A 16,367-nucleotide genomic window follows, 5' to 3' on the forward strand; every position below is an offset into this window, starting at 1 on the left:
TGCCTAAGTGATGCAGGGCACCGTCCGGCGGGCGGGACGCGGCTTGCCCGGTCCTGAGGAATTACGCAACAATGGCGTTGTGAAAAACGTCGGCGAGGCTCGGGAGACCCCCACGGGGGTCCCGCAGGAGGAGCTCGCGACCGGTGAGCGGTCCACCCGCAACCGCGTCGCGCGATCCATCCTGGACCACGGCCCCTCGACCGTCGCCGAGCTGGCCGGACGGCTGGGCCTGACGCACGCGGCCGTACGACGCCATCTGGACGCACTGGTGGCCGACGACGTCGTCGAGGCGCGCGAGCAGCGGGTGTACGGCGCGCGGACGCGCGGCCGTCCCGCCAAGGTCTTCGCGCTCACCGACTGCGGCCGGGACGCCTTCGACCAGTCCTACGACAAGCTCGCCGCGGACGCCCTGCGCTGGATCCAGGAGCGGTTCGGCGGGGACGAGGCGGTCGTCGCCTTCGCCCGCGCCCGGATCGCCGAGCAGGCCGCCGGGTACCGCGAGGCCGTCGAGGCCGCCGCCCCCGAGGGGCGCACCGAAGCCCTGGCCAAGGCGCTGAGCGCGGACGGGTACGCTGCTACGGCGCGCAGCGCACCGGTCGGCGAGCAGCTCTGCCAGCACCACTGCCCGGTGGCCCATGTCGCGGAGAAGTTCCCGCAGCTGTGCGACGCCGAGACGGAGATCTTCTCCCAGCTCCTCGGCACGCACGTCCAGCGGCTCGCGACCATCGCCCACGGCGACGGCGTCTGCACGACGTTCATCCCCAAGATTTCCAAGAACACCCTCAACGCATCCGCAAGCACGGCCGGGAGGAACCCCGCATGACTCTCCCCACGGAGACTGCCCACCCTGAGCTCGAGGGCCTGGGCAAGTACGAATACGGCTGGGCCGACTCCGACACCGCCGGCGCCTCTGCGAAGCGCGGTATCAACGAGGACGTCGTCAAGGACATCTCCGCCAAGAAGTCCGAGCCGGAGTGGATGACGAAGCTGCGCCTCAAGGGCCTGAAGCTCTTCGGGAAGAAGCCCATGCCGAACTGGGGCTCCGACCTGTCGGGCATCGACTTCGACAACATCAAGTACTTCGTGCGCTCCACCGAGAAGCAGGCGGAGTCCTGGGAGGACCTGCCCGAGGACATCAAGAACACCTACGACAAGCTGGGCATCCCGGAGGCCGAGAAGCAGCGCCTCGTCGCCGGTGTCGCCGCCCAGTACGAGTCGGAGGTCGTCTACCACCAGATCCGTGAGGACCTGGAGGAGCAGGGCGTCATCTTCCTCGACACCGACACCGCGCTGAAGGAGCACCCGGAGCTCTTCAAGGAGTACTTCGGCACCGTCATCCCGGTCGGCGACAACAAGTTCGCGTCGCTGAACACCGCGGTGTGGTCCGGCGGTTCCTTCATCTACGTGCCGAAGGGCGTGCACGTCGAGATCCCGCTCCAGGCCTACTTCCGCATCAACACCGAGAACATGGGCCAGTTCGAGCGGACCCTGATCATCGTCGACGAGGGCGCCTACGTGCACTACGTCGAGGGCTGTACGGCTCCGATCTACAAGTCGGACTCGCTGCACTCCGCGGTCGTCGAGATCATCGTCAAGAAGAACGCCCGCTGCCGTTACACGACCATCCAGAACTGGTCGAACAACGTCTACAACCTGGTCACCAAGCGCGCCGTGGCGTACGAGGGCGCGACCATGGAGTGGATCGACGGCAACATCGGCTCCAAGGTCACCATGAAGTACCCGGCCGTCTACCTGATGGGCGAGCACGCCAAGGGCGAGACCCTCTCCATCGCCTTCGCGGGCGAGGGCCAGCACCAGGACGCCGGCTCCAAGATGGTCCACATGGCGCCGAACACCTCCTCCAACATCGTCTCCAAGTCGGTGGCGCGAGGCGGCGGCCGTACCTCCTACCGCGGTCTCGTCGAGATCGGCGAGGGCGCCCACGGCTCCAAGTCGAACGTGCTGTGCGACGCGCTGCTCGTCGACACCATCTCCCGCTCCGACACGTACCCCTACGTGGACGTCCGCGAGGACGACGTGTCCATGGGCCACGAGGCGACCGTCTCCAAGGTCTCCGACGACCAGCTCTTCTACCTGATGAGCCGCGGTCTGAGCGAGTTCGAGGCGATGGCGATGATCGTGCGCGGCTTCGTCGAGCCGATCGCCAAGGAGCTGCCCATGGAGTACGCCCTCGAGCTCAACCGGCTGATCGAGCTGCAGATGGAAGGCGCGGTCGGCTGAGGCCGCCTTCGTAAGCAGCTAGCGAATTTCTGACGTAGGAAGAGAGCAGACCGACAGCCATGGCTGAGGCTCAGAACATCCCGGTGGGTTCCACCACCGCAGGCTCGATCGCGGTGGCCGCCGAGTCGACCGTCGCCACCCGCATGAGCGCGCCCCCGTCCTTCGACGTGGCGGACTTCCCGGTCCCGCACGGACGCGAGGAGGAGTGGCGGTTCACCCCGCTGGAGCGCCTGCGCGGGCTGCACGACGGCACCGCGATCGCCTCCGGCGACGGCGTGAAGGTCGACGTCCAGGCCCCCGAGGGCGTCACCGTCGAGACCGTCGGCCGTGACGACGCGCGCCTCGGCAAGGCGGGCACCCCGGTGGACCGCATCGCCGCCCAGGCGTACTCGGCGTTCGAGAAGGCCTCCGTGATCACCGTCCCCAAGGAGACGGTCCTCACCGAGCCGATCCGGATCGCCGTGCACGGCGAGGGCGGCACCCGCTTCGGCCACCAGATGATCGAGCTGGGAGCCTTCGCCGAGGCCGTGGTCGTCATCGACCACACCGGTGACGCCGTGATCGCCGCCAACGTCGACTACGTCCTCGGTGACGGCGCCAAACTGACCGTCGTCTCCGTCCAGGACTGGGACGACAAGGCCGTCCACGTGGCCCAGCACAACGCGCTGATCGGCCGGGACGCGTCCTTCAAGTCGGTCGTCGTCACCTTCGGCGGTGACGTCGTACGGCTGAACCCGCGCGTCTCCTACGCCGGCACCGGCGGTGAGGCCGAGCTGTTCGGGCTCTACTTCACCGACAAGGGTCAGCACCAGGAGCACCGCCTCCTGGTCGACCACAACACCCCGCACTGCAAGTCGAACGTCGTCTACAAGGGCGCGCTCCAGGGCGACGGCGCGCACGCCGTGTGGATCGGCGACGTGCTCATCGAGGCCAAGGCCGAGGGCACCGACACGTACGAGATGAACCGCAACCTCGTGCTCACCGACGGCGCCCGGGTCGACTCCGTGCCGAACCTGGAGATCGAGACCGGCGAGATCGTCGGAGCGGGGCACGCGAGTGCGACCGGCCGCTTCGACGACGAGCAGCTCTTCTACCTGATGGCCCGCGGCATCCCGGCCGACGAGGCCCGGCGCCTGGTGGTCCGCGGATTCTTCGCCGAACTGGTCCAGCAGATCGGCGTCGCCGACATCGAAGAGCGCCTTCTCGTGAAGATCGACGAGGAGCTGGAGGCCACCGTCTGATGGCCTACCTACGCGCCTGCGGGCTGAGCGAGCTGGAGGAGGACACCCCCAAACGGGTGGAACTCGACGGCACGCCGGTCTCGGTCGTCCGAACCGAGGGAGAGGTGTTCGCGATCAACGACATCTGCTCCCACGCGAACGTCTCGCTCTCCGAGGGCGAGGTGGAGGACTGCCAGATCGAGTGCTGGCTGCACGGCTCCGCGTTCGACCTCAGAACCGGCAAGCCGTCCGGCCTGCCCGCGACGCGCCCCGTCCCCGTATACCCCGTAAAGATCGAAGGGGACGACGTTCTCGTCTCCCTCAACCAGGAGTCCTGAGGAACCCATGGCAACGCTTGAAATCCACGACCTGCACGTCACCGTCGAGGCCGACAACGCCACGAAGGAGATCCTCAAGGGCGTCGACCTGACCGTGAAGCAGGGCGAGACGCACGCCATCATGGGCCCCAACGGCTCCGGCAAGTCGACCCTCGCCTACTCGCTGGCCGGTCACCCGAAGTACACCGTCACCGGCGGCACCGTCACCCTCGACGGCGAGGACGTCCTGGCGATGGAGGTCGACGAGCGCGCCCGTGCGGGCCTGTTCCTGGCCATGCAGTACCCGGTCGAGATCCCCGGCGTCTCCGTGTCCAACTTCCTGCGCACCTCCGCCACGGCCATCCGCGGCGAGGCCCCCAAGCTGCGCACCTGGGTGAAGGAGGTCAAGGAGACCATGCAGCGTCTCCACATGGACCCCGCCTTCGCCGAGCGCAACGTCAACGAGGGCTTCTCCGGCGGCGAGAAGAAGCGCCACGAGATCCTCCAGCTCGAACTGCTCAAGCCCAAGATCGCGATCCTCGACGAGACCGACTCCGGCCTCGACGTCGACGCGCTCCGGGTGGTCTCCGAGGGCGTCAACCGCGTCCGCGAGACCGGCGAGGTCGGCACCCTGCTGATCACGCACTACACGCGCATCCTGCGCTACATCAAGCCCGACCACGTGCACGTCTTCTCAGGCGGCCGGATCGTCGAGTCCGGCGGTGCCGAGCTCGCCGACAAGCTGGAGAACGAGGGCTACGAGGCTTACACGAAGGGTGGCGCATCCGAGTGACACAGCTGCCGGGCCTCCTCGACACAGAGGCGATCCGCAAGGACTTCCCGATCCTGGACCGCATGGTCCACGACGACCGGAAGCTCGTCTACCTGGACAACGCGGCGACCTCGCAGAAGCCGCGCCAGGTGCTGGACGCCCTGAGCGAGTACTACGAGCGCTACAACGCCAACGTCCACCGCGGTGTGCATGTGCTCGCCGAGGAGGCCACGGCGCTGTACGAGGGAGCGCGCGACAAGGTCGCCGCCTTCATCAACGCGCCGAGCCGCGACGAGGTGATCTTCACCAAGAACGCCTCCGAGTCGCTCAACCTCGTGGCGAACATGCTGGGCTGGGCCGACGAGCCCTACCGCGTGGACCACGAGACCGAGATCGTCATCACCGAGATGGAGCACCACTCCAACATCGTGCCGTGGCAGCTGCTGGCGCAGCGCACGGGCGCGAAGCTGAAGTGGTTCGGGCTGACCGACGACGGCCGGCTCGACCTGTCCAACATCGACGAGATCATCACCGAGAAGACGAAGATCGTCTCCTTCGTGCTGGTGTCCAACATCCTGGGCACGGTCAACCCGGTCGAGGCGATAGTGCGCCGGGCGCAGGAGGTCGGCGCCCTGGTCTGCATCGACGCCTCACAGGCCGCGCCGCACATGCCGCTGGACGTACAGGCCCTCCAGGCCGACTTCGTGGCCTTCACCGGTCACAAGATGTGCGGTCCGACGGGCATCGGCGTGCTGTGGGGCCGCCAGGAACTCCTGGAGGACCTGCCCCCGTTCCTCGGCGGCGGCGAGATGATCGAGACCGTGTCGATGCACTCGTCGACGTACGCGCCCGCCCCGCACAAGTTCGAGGCGGGCACCCCGCCGATCGCGCAGGCGGTCGGCCTGGGCGCGGCGATCGACTATCTGAACTCGATCGGCATGGACAAGATCCTCGCCCATGAGCACGCGATCACCGAGTACGCGGTGAAGCGCCTCACGGAGGTCCCCGACCTCAGGATCATCGGCCCGACCACGGCCGAGGACCGGGGCGCGGCGATCTCCTTCACGCTCGGCGACATCCACCCGCACGACGTGGGCCAGGTCCTCGACGAGCAGGGCATCGCGGTCCGGGTCGGCCACCACTGCGCGCGGCCGGTCTGCCTGCGGTACGGAATTCCCGCGACCACGCGAGCGTCGTTCTATCTGTACTCCACGCCGGCCGAGATCGACGCACTGATCGACGGGCTGGAGCACGTACGGAACTTCTTCGGCTGAGGAGCGGCTGAGACGTGAAGCTTGATTCGATGTACCAGGAAGTCATCCTGGACCACTACAAGCACCCGCACGGGCGCGGTCTTAGGGACGGCGACGCCGAGGTGCACCACGTGAACCCGACGTGCGGCGACGAGATCACCCTCCGGGTGAAGTACGACGGCACGAGGATCGAGGACGTCTCGTACGAGGGTCAGGGCTGCTCGATCAGCCAGGCCAGCGCCTCCGTCCTGAACGATCTGCTGGTCGGCAAGGACCTGGCTCAGGCTCGGCGGATCCAGGAGACCTTCCTGGAACTGATGCAGTCCAAGGGCCGTATCGAGCCCGACGACGCGATGGAGGAGGTGCTGGAGGACGCGGTCGCGTTCGCCGGTGTCTCCAAGTACCCGGCCCGGGTCAAGTGCGCTCTCCTCAGCTGGATGGCGTGGAAGGACGCGACGGCCCAGGCGTTCGACGCCGGCGCCGACGCCGAAAGGAAGACGGCATGAGCGAGACCGTTGAGATGAAGCCGGCCTCGGAAGAGGAACTCCGCGAGGCCCTGTACGACGTCGTCGACCCCGAACTGGGCATCGACGTCGTCAACCTCGGCCTGATCTACGGCATCCACGTCGACGACGCGAACATCGCGACCATCGACATGACCCTGACCTCCGCGGCCTGTCCGCTCACGGACGTCATCGAGGACCAGGCCAAGTCCGCCACGGACGGCCTCGTCAACGAACTCCGCATCAACTGGGTGTGGATGCCGCCGTGGGGCCCGGACAAGATCACGGACGACGGCCGGGAGCAGCTTCGGGCGCTCGGGTTCAACGTCTGAGAGACCCCGTTCACGGGTTCACGGGAAAGCGGCGGCACCTGTTCGGGTGCCGCCGCTTTCCCGTGCTCATGCGCGGCTCAGGCCAGCCCGCCCACCAGCTGGAACGCCGAGTCCTGGAGGTACTGGGGGCTGTACTCGAAGCGTTCCAGGCGGACTATGAAGTTCTCGTGGCGGAGGAAGTAGCCGGGGTAGTTGACCGATTCCAGCATCTTCGCGCCGGAGTACGAGGAGTCGCGGGCGCAGAAGGTGGCGTCCTGCTTGAAGAGGGACGAGCCGTCGTCGCGGGCGGCCCGCAGGACGAAGTTGCTGTGGCGGAGGTACTTGCCGTCGTGCGTGGTGAAGGAGTAACAGGAGGCGTTCGCCAGGCCCTTGACCAGTTTGAAGGTCGAGTCCTCGCGGGATTCCGAGCCGCGGACCGCGTCGAGGCCGACGTAGTACTGGGTCACGTGCCAGTAGCGGTCGGGGTAGTTGACCGAGCGGACCGAGCGGTAGGTCGCGGAAGGCTTCGGCTTCAACGAAGTGCCCTTCGAAGGCGCCGACTTCGGCGGCTTCGGGGTGGCCGTGACGGTGGCGGTGGGGCTGGGGCCCTGCTGTCGGGGGTCCAGGGGGCTGGGCGACACCGACGAGAGACCGCTGTCGCCCTCCGGGGCAGTGGTCGGGGGCTGCGAGGTGAAGGAGATCAGGCCGGAGCCGTCGTCGTGCGCGGTTTTTGACGGGGTGTCCATCGCGTTGTTCGTGGCGACCACTGCGGCCACGCAGGCGATGATCGTGGCCACCGCGAGTGCCCCGGCCAGATAGAGCCTTCTGGTGCCGGGTGTGCGGGCGGTGTCCAACGTCCAGCCGTTCTCCCAGGGGCGGTCCTGGGGCGGCCGGGGCTTTTCTTCGGGCATGCGCTGTTCCTCCGGCGCGGCGGGATGCGGCGGCCGCTGCTGTGGTGGCGCGGTGAGCGAACGGTATGTGAATGGTGAAACGCTAGTGCTTTCGGGGGAACACTAGTGGTTACCGGGGCTCACGAGCAGCCCTTTGAACCGGCTGGTTTCCACATTCCCTTCTCGCCCGACCCGGGATATGCCTCCGGGGCGACGGCCGTGTGGCGATGTGATCACCTCTGCCCCGGCTTGTCCCTACGGCGTTCTTCCGGCACCGGTTCGGCGAACTGTTATGTACGCTTGTACACATGGGATACCTGTTGCTCGCCGGAGCCATAGCCGCCGAGGTCGGAGCGACCACGGCCATGAAGTACACCGAAGGCTTCAGCCGGTTCGGGCCCTCGATGCTGACCGTGCTCGGCTACGTCCTCTCCTTCGCGCTGCTCGCCCAGACCCTGAAGACGGTGTCGGTCGGCACCGCCTACGCGATCTGGGCCGGGGCCGGCACCGCGGCGATCGCCGCGATCGGGATGTTCTTCCTCGGGGAGGGCATGACGGCCACCAAGGCCGCCGGGATCGCGCTGATCATCGTCGGGGTCGTGGTGCTGAACCTGGGAGGGGCACACTGATGGCGCGGCGTCACGACCCCGAGCGCCGGCAGCGGATCATCGACGCCGCCATTCGGGTCGTCGGCGAGAAGGGCCTCGCGGGGCTCAGCCACCGCAGTGCCGCCGCCGCGGCCGACGTGCCTCTCGGTTCGACGACGTACCACTTCAAGAGCCTCGACGAGCTGATGGTCGCCGCGCTCCGCCAGGCCAGTGAGGGCTTCGCCAAGGCGGTCGCCGCGCACGGGGCCCTGGACGACCCCGGCGGCGACCTGGCCGCAGACCTCGCCCGGGTCCTCGGCGACTGGCTCGGCGGCGACCGCGCCGGCGTCGAGCTGGAGTACGAGCTTTATCTCGCCGCGCTGCGCCGTCCCGCGCTGCGCCCCGTCGTCGCCGAATGGGCCGACGACCTCGCCGAACGCCTCGCCCACCGCACGGACCCGGTCACGGCACGGGCGCTGGTGGCGCTGACGGACGGGATCTGCCTTCAGGTACTGCTGACGGGGGCGCCGTACGACGAGGAGTACGCGCGGGAGGTCCTGGCGCGGGTGATCCCCACCGGTCCTGGATGATCCGGTCCCGGGTGATCACCGGCCCGGGATGATTTCCTCGCGGTGTCCGTGAACTCTTCGCCGTCCATCGGGAAACAAGGGGTGTCACGCACACACCGACGAACCTGGGGGAGCCCTGTGAGTGGACCACCGTCGTCCACGGCACGGACGGAGGACGACGCCGAGGTCGTCGCCCGGTCGCTGGAGCAGCCGGAGCTGTTCGCCCGGCTCTACGACCGCCATGCGCCGGACATCCACCGGTACGCCGCCCGCCGCCTCGGCGACAGCGCGGCCGACGACATCACGTCGGACACCTTCCTTGTCGCGTTCCGGATCCGCTCCCGTTACGACCTCGCGCGCCCCAACGCCCGCCCCTGGCTGTACGGCATCGCGGGCAACCTCATCGGGAAGCAGCGCCGTGCCGAGGTCCGGGCGCTCAGGGCGCTGGCCCGCACCGGTCAGGACCCGGTCGCCGCGTCCTGGAGCGCCTCCTGGGTCGAGGACACCGACAGCAGGATAGCCGCACAGGGCCCGCTGGCCGGTGCCCTCGCCGCGCTGTCGGCCGGTGACCGGCACGTCCTGCTGCTCGTCGCCTGGGCCGAACTCACCTATCAGGAGGTCGCCGAGGCGCTGGACATCCCGGTCGGCACCGTGCGCTCCCGGCTCAACCGGGCCCGCCGCAAGGTACGTACGGCGCTGGGCGCCGATCCCGCATTCGTGAGCGACGCGGCGGAGGTGGCGTAGCGATGGACGAGATGACGAAGGTGCGTGAACTGCGCGCCGACGCGCCGGTGCCCCACCGTGCGCGGCTCGCGCCGGGGCGGGCTCTGCTGCTCGACGCGGCGCGAGCCGGGGAGCGGCGCCGGGCGCTGTGGCGGCGACGGGAGTTCGTGATCGTCGCGGTGGCGGCGGCGGTGACCGCCGTCGTCGTGACGGCGACGCTGCTGGTGGGCGGGGGCGGTGGTGGGCGGAAGGTGCAGCCCGCCGTCACCCCCACCGTGTCCCTGAAGGGAATGAGCGCGGCCGAGCTCCTGCGGCGGGCCGCGGACGTGGTCGCCGCGGAGCAGGACGGGCCGGCTCCGACGGCCGAGCAGTGGATCTACACCAAGCAGGCGCAGGAACCGCTCGACGAGCAGGCGCAGAACGCCGAGGGCCCGATGAAGCTGCTGGCGGGACCGCAGGAGACCTGGACGCGTTACGACGGCACCGCGATGGCCACGATGGAGCTGGACAACACGGGCGAGAAGCTCGAACTCCGCACCAGGTCGATGCAGCTGGAGAACGGCGCCGAGGGCGACGACCGGTCGGCGCGCGAGATGTACCGGGTCCTGGCCGCTCTGCCCGCCGACGGCCCGGGGACGCTGAAGGTGCTGCGCGAGAAGAACGCCCTCGCCGACCCCAAAGGGGTGTCCCAGGCGGAGAACGACTACAGCGAGATCAGTGTCCTCCTGGACGCCGACGTGATGCCGTCCAAGGGGCTGGCCTCGCTCTACCGGGCGCTCGCGACCCTGCCGGACGGGACGGTCGCCGACCATCTGGTCGAAACGGCCTCCGGCCGCCGGGTGATCGCCCTGACCTACCACACGCGGCCCGCCGACCCCACCTCCGGAAAGACGATGCGGGACCAGTGGCTGATCGATCCGCAGACCTACCGGATCGCCGGCATGCGCCTGGTCGTCGGTGACAAGGTCGTCGGCGGCAACTCGCTCCTCGCCAGGGCCGTGGTCGACAAGGCGGGCGACCGCGGCTGACCCCGCCCCGTGAACCGGGCGGCCCGCATCACGGGGAAGTGCGGGCCGCCCACCACCCGAGACACCCCGCGCACGGGTTCGCATCCCACGCCCCCCGCCGGTTAGGTTGCCCTCATGACCGACACGACTGCTCCGCGCACCACCGGCGCCATCGCCGCAGGCCTCGCCACCGTCGCCGCCGACGGCACCGTTCTCGACACCTGGTTCCCCGCCCCCGTGCTCTCCGCCGAACCCGGCCCGGCCGGTACCGAGCGGCTGTCGGCCGAGACGGCCGTGGAACTGCTCGGCGAAGGCGCCGCCAAGGCGGTCGGCCCGGACGCGCGCCGTGGCGTCGAGGTGATCGCGGTCCGCACGGTCATCGCCTCGCTCGACGAGAAGCCGCTCGACACCCACGACGCCTACCTGCGTCTGCACCTGCTCTCGCACCGCCTGGTCAAGCCGCACGGGCAGAGCCTGGACGGCATCTTCGGCCTCCTCCCCAACATCGCCTGGACCTCGCTGGGCCCGGTCGCCGTCGACGACGTCGAGAAGGTGCGTCTCAACGCCCGCGCAGAGGGTCTGCACCTCGCCGTGACGAGCATCGACAAGTTCCCGCGCATGACGGACTACGTGGCCCCCAAGGGCGTCCGGATCGCCGACGCGGACCGGGTCCGGCTGGGCGCGCACCTCGCCGAGGGCACCACCGTGATGCACGAGGGCTTCGTGAACTTCAACGCGGGCACGCTCGGCACGTCGATGGTCGAGGGCCGGATCTCCGCCGGTGTCGTGGTCGGCGACGGCTCGGACATCGGCGGCGGCGCCTCCACCATGGGCACCCTCTCCGGCGGTGGCAACGTCCGTATCACCATCGGCGAGCGCTGCCTGATCGGCGCCGAGGCGGGCGTCGGCATCGCGCTCGGCGACGAGTGCGTCGTCGAGGCCGGGCTCTACGTCACGGCGGGGACGCGCGTGACCATGCCCGACGGGCAGATCGTCAAGGCCCGTGAGCTGAACGGCGCCTCGCACATCCTCTTCCGCCGCAACTCGGTCACCGGCACGGTGGAGGCCCGCCCGAACAACGCGGTCTGGGGCGGCCTCAACGACGTCCTGCACAGCCACAACTGAGCCCGCGCAGACGCTGCGGAAGTCGCCGTGGAGGAGCACATTCCTCTGCGGCGACTTTTTTCGTGGCAGTGGCATAGCGGCGGGCCACGGCACGCGTCACTAGAGGCGGAGGGGTGACGCACAGGCGTCGCCGGGGAAGAGAAGGTGACGATGAATGCCGAAGGGCTGGAGAGTTTCCGGGACTTCGTCGACAGCAGGTCGTCCGTCCTGCTGAAGACCGCTGTGCTGCTGTGCGGGGGAGACCAGCACGCCGGTGAGGACCTGCTCCAGAACGCCCTGCTCAAGGCGGCCGGGCGCTGGCAGCGGATCGACGAACCCGAGGCCTACGTACGGCGGATCCTCTACCGTCAGCAGGTCAGCCGCTGGCGGCTCAAGTGGCCCCGGCGGGAGGTCAGTGTCGCCGAGCCGCCCGAGCCACCGGGCACCGGTGACCCCGGCGCCGACACGGCCGCCGCGGCCGAACTGCGCCTGGTGATGCGCCAGGCGCTGTCCCGGCTCACCGCACGTCAGCGCTCCGTGCTCGTGCTGCGCTACTTCGACGACCTGCCCGAGGCCGACGTGGCACGGCTGCTCGGCTGCTCGGTCGGCACCGTACGGTCCACCACCCACCGCTCGCTGGCCCGGTTGCGTCAGCTCGCTCCCGAACTCGCCGCCCTCGGGCTCGCGGAGGCCGAGCGGTTCGACGCCCGTGACTATTCGCCCGTGGAGGTGCGTCCGTGAACGTCGACGACATCGTGCGCGACGCCTTGCGCGAGCAGGCCGCCGAACAGCCCCCCGCGGTGGCGGGGTTCGCCGACCGGGTGCTCGCCGTCCGGCGGCGCCGCCGGACCCGTAGGGCAGCGGTCGTCGCCGTGGCCGCCGTGGTGGCGGTCGCCGTAGGGGTGTGCGTACCGCTGCTGGACTCCGGCAAGGAGGACGTACGGCCCTCCGGCGGCATCGTGGTCCCGAAGAAGGTCGAGTCCCACCCGGACCAGTCGCCGCCGCGCGACAGGATCTCCGTCGGGGGCACGACCCTGGTCGGGTACTCCATCGGGGAGCAGGTCAAGAAGAGCGCGGACAGTGCTGTGTACGAGCGCACCTACCACCTGCTGAACCCGAGGAGCGGCACGTACGGCAAGGCCGCGGACTGGTCCTGGGTCGCCGTCGCCCCCGGCGGGAAGACCGCCGCCGTCCTCGAACGGGACCTGCCCGCCTCGCGGATCGGCCTGCTCGACCTGGCCACGGGCAAGGTCGCGCGGTGGATCCCGGTCGACCACGGCGTCGGCGGGCTCGCCTTCTCCCGCGACGGCCGCAAGCTGGTCGCGACGACCTACGCCAAGAACCCCGATCTGCGGGTCAAGAGCCAGGGCTCCGAGGGCTGGGACGCGGATTCGACGTCGAGCCGCACCGGCTTCTACGTCCTCGACGTGGCCTCCGGGGAGGGCGCCTGGAGCGAGGTCGAGCTCGCGGGCGATGCCTTCCTCAACGCCCGCCAGGACTTCGCCCTCACCGGTGACGGCCGGCATGTCTGGGCCGGGAATCCCATGGGCGACATCGGCAAGGAGTTCTGGGACCTCAAGGGCACCAAGGTCTCCACACCGGCGGCCGACAAGTACCTGGAGTGGTTCGTCGACGCCGGCACCTCGCCCGACGGCAAGCTCGTCGCCGGTGACTTCGCGGGCAAGAAGTGGAAGACGTCCTCGTACGTCGTCGATGCCGGGACCGGCGCGAAGACCGAGGTGCGCGGCCAGCAACTGCTCGCCTGGGTGGGCAACAGGCAGCTCATCGCCTGGGACATCGGCAAGAACGACAAGAACGAGTTCCATCAGCGGCTCGTGCTCGTCACCGTCGGCAGCGAGAAGGAGGTCCCGCTCAGCGGCTTCCGCCAGGGCAACGACGGGGACGCCGGACGATGGGAGCCGCTCTTCGCCCAGCCCTGATCAGGCGGCGGCCACGAGCCGTTCGTACTCCGCCAGCAGCCTGTCGGCCGTCTCCCGGTCGGCGGGCCGCAGCGGGGAGCGGACCGGGCCCGCGGGCAGACCGAGCGCGTTGAGGAGGGACTTGGCCGTGACCGTGCCGGGCAGACCCGCCGACATCATCGCCTCGATCAGCGGCGTGGCCCGTTGTTGGAGGCGGGCGGACACGGGGGTGTCGCCCGCCTCGAACGTGTCCAGGACCGCCCGGAGTTGGGCGGGGACCACGTTGGCCACCGTGCTGACGTAGCCCGTCCCGCCCACCGCGTACAGGGCGAGGATGTGCTCGTCGCAGCCCGCGTAGTACGCCAACTCCGTGCGGTGCAGGACCTTTTGGGCGCCGAGCAGGTCGTAGGAGCAGTCCTTGACCGCGACGATCCGGGGGTGCTCGGCGAGCCGGATCATCGTCTCCGGCTCGATGCGGGTGCCGGTGCGGCCCGGGATGTCGTAGAGCATGACCGGCAGCCCGGAGGCGTCCGCGATCTCCCGGAAGTGCGCCTCCAGGGCGTCCTGCGGCGGCCTGCTGTAGTAGGGGCTGACGACCAACACCCCGTCCGCGCCCGCCTTTTCGGCCGCCCGGGTCAGCTCGACGGTGTGCCGGGTGTCGAAGGTGCCCACTCCCGCCACGACCGGCGTCCGCCCGCCCACGGCTTCCCGCACCGCCGTCACCAGCGCCGCCTTCTCCGCGTCCGTCGTGGTGGGCGACTCACCCGTCGTGCCGGAGAGGACGAGCCCGTCGCAGCCCGCTCGCACCAGGTGGTCGGCGAGCACCTGCGCGCCGTCGAGATCGAGGGCGCCGGCCTCGTCGAAGGGCGTGATCATGGCGCAGAGGGCGCGGCCGAAGGGTGGGGCGGTTGTCGTCATACGCGTAGTCTCGGCGAATCAACCGTGAAGCTCCACTTAATTCTTCTACGGTGTATTGCTAAGGGATGCTGCGAAAAGGCCCTATGTCCAAACCGGGCCCGCATGGGTCACCATGGCCAGGACGGTGCACGACCCCTGGTCCTGGAGGCGTCATGAAGCTCGGCAAGGCACTCGCCACCGGTGTCGCGGAAGAGCGGCCGGAGGTCCACGAGGAGGAGTTCGAACTCCCCGAGGAGATCAAGGAACTGAAGGCTCCCGAAGAGGTTCCGGCGGCCCGATGAGGCTGCGGCTTCCGGAGGAACGCCCGACGGAGCCGCCGACCGGATACAAGATCGCCCACCCGGTGCTGTCCCAGGACGGCGTCCGGGCCGGGTTCACCGGTGTCTCGCTCGGCGGCGCGCTGCCGTACGGAGTCCTGGCCGACGCGTCCTGCGTGTACGGCCTGCGGCACCGGGCACCGAACCGCCGCTGCGACTGCGGCTTCCACTGCGTGCACGACCGCGCGACGGCCGAGGCGCTGCTGTGCACGGCCGAGCACCGCACGGCCGTCCTCCTCGACGTCCTGGTCCTCGGCCGCTACCTCCGCTTCGAACTCGGCTTCCGCTACGCCCGCCAGCGGGTGCGTACGGCCACCGTCGGACCCTGCTCCTGCGGCACGGTCGCGGCGGCGCTCGCCGACGCCGGCTGGGGCAGACCGGGGTGGCGGGCGCTGGCCCCCTCCTGCGCGGGCTGCCTGCGAGGCCGTACGTCCGTCTCGCTCGCCGGGTTCGCCCGGCTGGCCGGGGACGGGCTGCGCGTGGTGGCCGGGGCGGCGGTCGCCGGTCCCGATCTGCCCGAGGAGCTCGGAGTGCCCGAACTCGCCGCCGAGGCCGCCCTGTTGCAGGCCCGGCTCGACTGGTTCCAGGGCCAGCTGGCCCGGCTCGGACAGCGCGGCCCGGGCGGCGGCCCGCAGGGGTAGCGGGGGCCGGGTCGGGTACCCGGGTGTTCCGACCGAGAGGAGGCGGAGCACCGTGACCGGAACCACGGCCCCCAGGCCGGCGCACGACGGACACCACTCGGTGGGCGAACTCGTCGGGCAGGCCACCGAACAGGTTTCCCTGCTGGTACGGCAGGAGGTCGCCCTCGCCAAAGAGGAACTGACCGCGAAGGGCCGGCGCGCAGGAAAGGGCGGCGGGCTGCTGGGCGCGGCGGGCGCCTTCGCCTACGCGGGGCTGCTGGCCCTGGCCGGAACGGCCGTCGCCGCCCTGGCGCTGGTGCTGCCGGTCTGGGCCTCGGCTCTGATCGTGACGGCCGTGCTGTTCGTGATCGCCGGGGTGCTCGCCGCCACCGGCCGCGCCCAGCTGCGCCAGGCCACACCCCCCACGCCCGAGCAGGCGCTCGACAGCGTCAAGGCCGACGTCGAGGAGATCAAGGAGAGGGCGCACCGATGACGGACCGGACAGGATCGCGGAGCACGGGCGCCGACGCCGCTCAGGCGGTCGGCGCCGAGGGACCCGAGGAGCTGCGGCGCCAGATCGAGCGGACTCGCAGCCAACTCGGCGACACGGTGGAGGAGTTGGCGGGCAAGATGGACGTGAAGGGCCGCGCGCGGGCGCGGGCGGCAGACCTCAGGGACAAGGCGGGCGCGATGACCGTCCAGTTGCGCAGCACCGCCGCGCAGGCCGGTCACACCGTGCACGAGAGGGCCACGCAGGCCGGTCACCGGGTCCACGACCGGGCGGCGGGCACGGGCCACGAACTGGAGCGGCGGGCGGGGCGCGGTGTGCCCGTGCCGGCGCGGTCCGTGGTCATGGCGGCGGTTCGGCATCCGAGGCCGGTGCTGATCGTCGGCGCGGCGTTGGCCGCGGTGGTCGTGGTGTCGTGGCGGTATCCCAGGAAGTGAGCAGCGCGCACGAGGGCGGGGGGGGGGGGGGGGGGGGCCCCCCCCCCCCCCGGGGGGGGCCCCCCCCCCCGGGGGGGGGGGCGCGCGCGGGCCCCCCCCCCCCACCCCCCCGCGCAGCCCGCCCCCGCACCGGTGGGCGGGGGGGCCCAAA

At 70.2% G+C, this 16,367-nt stretch carries 21 protein-coding genes; 19 read left to right on the forward strand and 2 right to left on the reverse strand.

Features of this window, described 5'->3' with window-relative positions:
* Nucleotides 1–79: 79 nt before the first annotated feature.
* The 8 genes from ACFYRX_RS35500 to ACFYRX_RS35535 are packed head-to-tail and all read left to right on the forward strand — an operon-like array spanning nucleotide 80 to nucleotide 6,638.
* The gene (locus ACFYRX_RS35500) at nucleotides 80–823 is read left to right on the forward strand and encodes a helix-turn-helix transcriptional regulator (protein ID WP_389109018.1); all 744 of its coding nucleotides are present in this window, start codon (nucleotides 80–82) and stop codon (nucleotides 821–823) included.
* Nucleotides 820–2,241 carry a Fe-S cluster assembly protein SufB gene (gene sufB / locus ACFYRX_RS35505; RefSeq protein WP_389109021.1) on the forward strand — a complete coding sequence of 474 codons (1,422 nt, stop codon included), beginning with the start codon at nucleotides 820–822 and terminating at the stop codon, nucleotides 2,239–2,241. Before ACFYRX_RS35500 ends, sufB begins: the two co-directional genes overlap by 4 nt.
* Before the next feature lie 59 nt (nucleotides 2,242–2,300).
* Nucleotides 2,301–3,482, forward strand: coding sequence for a Fe-S cluster assembly protein SufD (sufD, locus tag ACFYRX_RS35510; RefSeq protein WP_389109022.1), 1,182 nt, complete (start codon nucleotides 2,301–2,303; stop codon nucleotides 3,480–3,482).
* Nucleotides 3,482–3,799, forward strand: coding sequence for a bifunctional 3-phenylpropionate/cinnamic acid dioxygenase ferredoxin subunit (locus tag ACFYRX_RS35515; protein ID WP_389109025.1), 318 nt, complete (start codon nucleotides 3,482–3,484; stop codon nucleotides 3,797–3,799). The genes sufD and ACFYRX_RS35515 overlap by 1 nt, the downstream gene beginning before the upstream one ends.
* 7 nt (nucleotides 3,800–3,806) lie before the next feature.
* Entirely contained in the window at nucleotides 3,807–4,571 is a 765-nt protein-coding gene (gene sufC / locus ACFYRX_RS35520) for a Fe-S cluster assembly ATPase SufC (protein ID WP_389109028.1), read from the forward strand.
* Complete coding sequence (locus tag ACFYRX_RS35525) at nucleotides 4,568–5,824, forward strand: cysteine desulfurase (protein WP_389109030.1); 1,257 nt, start codon at nucleotides 4,568–4,570, stop codon at nucleotides 5,822–5,824. The genes sufC and ACFYRX_RS35525 overlap by 4 nt, the downstream gene beginning before the upstream one ends.
* A gap of 14 nt (nucleotides 5,825–5,838) precedes the next feature.
* The gene (sufU, locus tag ACFYRX_RS35530; RefSeq protein WP_389109032.1) at nucleotides 5,839–6,309 is read left to right on the forward strand and encodes a Fe-S cluster assembly sulfur transfer protein SufU; all 471 of its coding nucleotides are present in this window, start codon (nucleotides 5,839–5,841) and stop codon (nucleotides 6,307–6,309) included.
* Nucleotides 6,306–6,638, forward strand: coding sequence for a metal-sulfur cluster assembly factor (locus ACFYRX_RS35535; protein WP_030677253.1), 333 nt, complete (start codon nucleotides 6,306–6,308; stop codon nucleotides 6,636–6,638). Before sufU ends, ACFYRX_RS35535 begins: the two co-directional genes overlap by 4 nt.
* Before the next feature lie 77 nt (nucleotides 6,639–6,715).
* Here the strand turns inward: ACFYRX_RS35535 and ACFYRX_RS35540 are convergent, their stop codons facing one another.
* The gene (locus ACFYRX_RS35540; RefSeq protein WP_389109035.1) at nucleotides 6,716–7,528 is read right to left on the reverse strand and encodes an AbfB domain-containing protein; all 813 of its coding nucleotides are present in this window, start codon (nucleotides 7,526–7,528) and stop codon (nucleotides 6,716–6,718) included.
* A 287-nt stretch (nucleotides 7,529–7,815) separates the two neighbouring features.
* Here ACFYRX_RS35540 and ACFYRX_RS35545 point away from each other — a divergent pair, with 287 nt between their 5' ends.
* From ACFYRX_RS35545 to ACFYRX_RS35575, 7 genes are all read left to right on the forward strand, one after another.
* Nucleotides 7,816–8,136 carry a DMT family transporter gene (locus tag ACFYRX_RS35545; RefSeq protein ID WP_389109038.1) on the forward strand — a complete coding sequence of 107 codons (321 nt, stop codon included), beginning with the start codon at nucleotides 7,816–7,818 and terminating at the stop codon, nucleotides 8,134–8,136.
* Nucleotides 8,136–8,684, forward strand: coding sequence for a TetR/AcrR family transcriptional regulator (locus ACFYRX_RS35550; protein ID WP_389109041.1), 549 nt, complete (start codon nucleotides 8,136–8,138; stop codon nucleotides 8,682–8,684). The genes ACFYRX_RS35545 and ACFYRX_RS35550 overlap by 1 nt, the downstream gene beginning before the upstream one ends.
* Before the next feature lie 117 nt (nucleotides 8,685–8,801).
* A complete protein-coding gene (locus ACFYRX_RS35555; RefSeq protein WP_389109044.1) occupies nucleotides 8,802–9,407 on the forward strand; it encodes an RNA polymerase sigma factor in 606 nt (201 codons plus the stop codon).
* A gap of 2 nt (nucleotides 9,408–9,409) precedes the next feature.
* A complete protein-coding gene (locus tag ACFYRX_RS35560) occupies nucleotides 9,410–10,414 on the forward strand; it encodes a CU044_5270 family protein (RefSeq protein ID WP_389109047.1) in 1,005 nt (334 codons plus the stop codon).
* Between the two features lie 114 nt (nucleotides 10,415–10,528).
* On the forward strand, nucleotides 10,529–11,518 hold the full coding sequence (gene dapD, locus ACFYRX_RS35565) for a 2,3,4,5-tetrahydropyridine-2,6-dicarboxylate N-succinyltransferase (protein WP_389109049.1): 990 nt from the start codon (nucleotides 10,529–10,531) through the stop codon (nucleotides 11,516–11,518).
* Between the two features lie 150 nt (nucleotides 11,519–11,668).
* A complete protein-coding gene (locus ACFYRX_RS35570; RefSeq protein WP_389109052.1) occupies nucleotides 11,669–12,238 on the forward strand; it encodes a SigE family RNA polymerase sigma factor in 570 nt (189 codons plus the stop codon).
* Nucleotides 12,235–13,437, forward strand: coding sequence for a WD40 repeat domain-containing protein (locus tag ACFYRX_RS35575; RefSeq protein WP_389109055.1), 1,203 nt, complete (start codon nucleotides 12,235–12,237; stop codon nucleotides 13,435–13,437). Before ACFYRX_RS35570 ends, ACFYRX_RS35575 begins: the two co-directional genes overlap by 4 nt.
* Here the strand turns inward: ACFYRX_RS35575 and dapA are convergent, their stop codons facing one another.
* On the reverse strand, nucleotides 13,438–14,334 hold the full coding sequence (gene dapA, locus ACFYRX_RS35580; protein ID WP_389109058.1) for a 4-hydroxy-tetrahydrodipicolinate synthase: 897 nt from the start codon (nucleotides 14,332–14,334) through the stop codon (nucleotides 13,438–13,440). It abuts the gene before it with no gap.
* A gap of 152 nt (nucleotides 14,335–14,486) precedes the next feature.
* On the opposite strand from dapA, the gene ACFYRX_RS35585 reads away from it, so the two are divergent.
* From ACFYRX_RS35585 to ACFYRX_RS35600, 4 genes are read left to right on the forward strand one after another with little or no spacing between them, the layout of a single operon-like run.
* A complete protein-coding gene (locus ACFYRX_RS35585) occupies nucleotides 14,487–14,615 on the forward strand; it encodes a hypothetical protein (protein WP_389109064.1) in 129 nt (42 codons plus the stop codon).
* A complete protein-coding gene (locus ACFYRX_RS35590; protein ID WP_389109067.1) occupies nucleotides 14,612–15,292 on the forward strand; it encodes a hypothetical protein in 681 nt (226 codons plus the stop codon). The genes ACFYRX_RS35585 and ACFYRX_RS35590 overlap by 4 nt, the downstream gene beginning before the upstream one ends.
* Before the next feature lie 52 nt (nucleotides 15,293–15,344).
* Nucleotides 15,345–15,764 carry a phage holin family protein gene (locus ACFYRX_RS35595; RefSeq protein ID WP_389109070.1) on the forward strand — a complete coding sequence of 140 codons (420 nt, stop codon included), beginning with the start codon at nucleotides 15,345–15,347 and terminating at the stop codon, nucleotides 15,762–15,764.
* Entirely contained in the window at nucleotides 15,761–16,216 is a 456-nt protein-coding gene (locus tag ACFYRX_RS35600; RefSeq protein WP_389109073.1) for a DUF3618 domain-containing protein, read from the forward strand. Before ACFYRX_RS35595 ends, ACFYRX_RS35600 begins: the two co-directional genes overlap by 4 nt.
* The last annotated feature ends 151 nt before the right edge of the window (nucleotides 16,217–16,367 follow it).

It is taken from the genome of Streptomyces sp. NPDC005374 (assembly GCF_042872225.1).
In the GTDB taxonomy this organism is placed as follows: Bacteria; Actinomycetota; Actinomycetes; order Streptomycetales; family Streptomycetaceae; genus Streptomyces.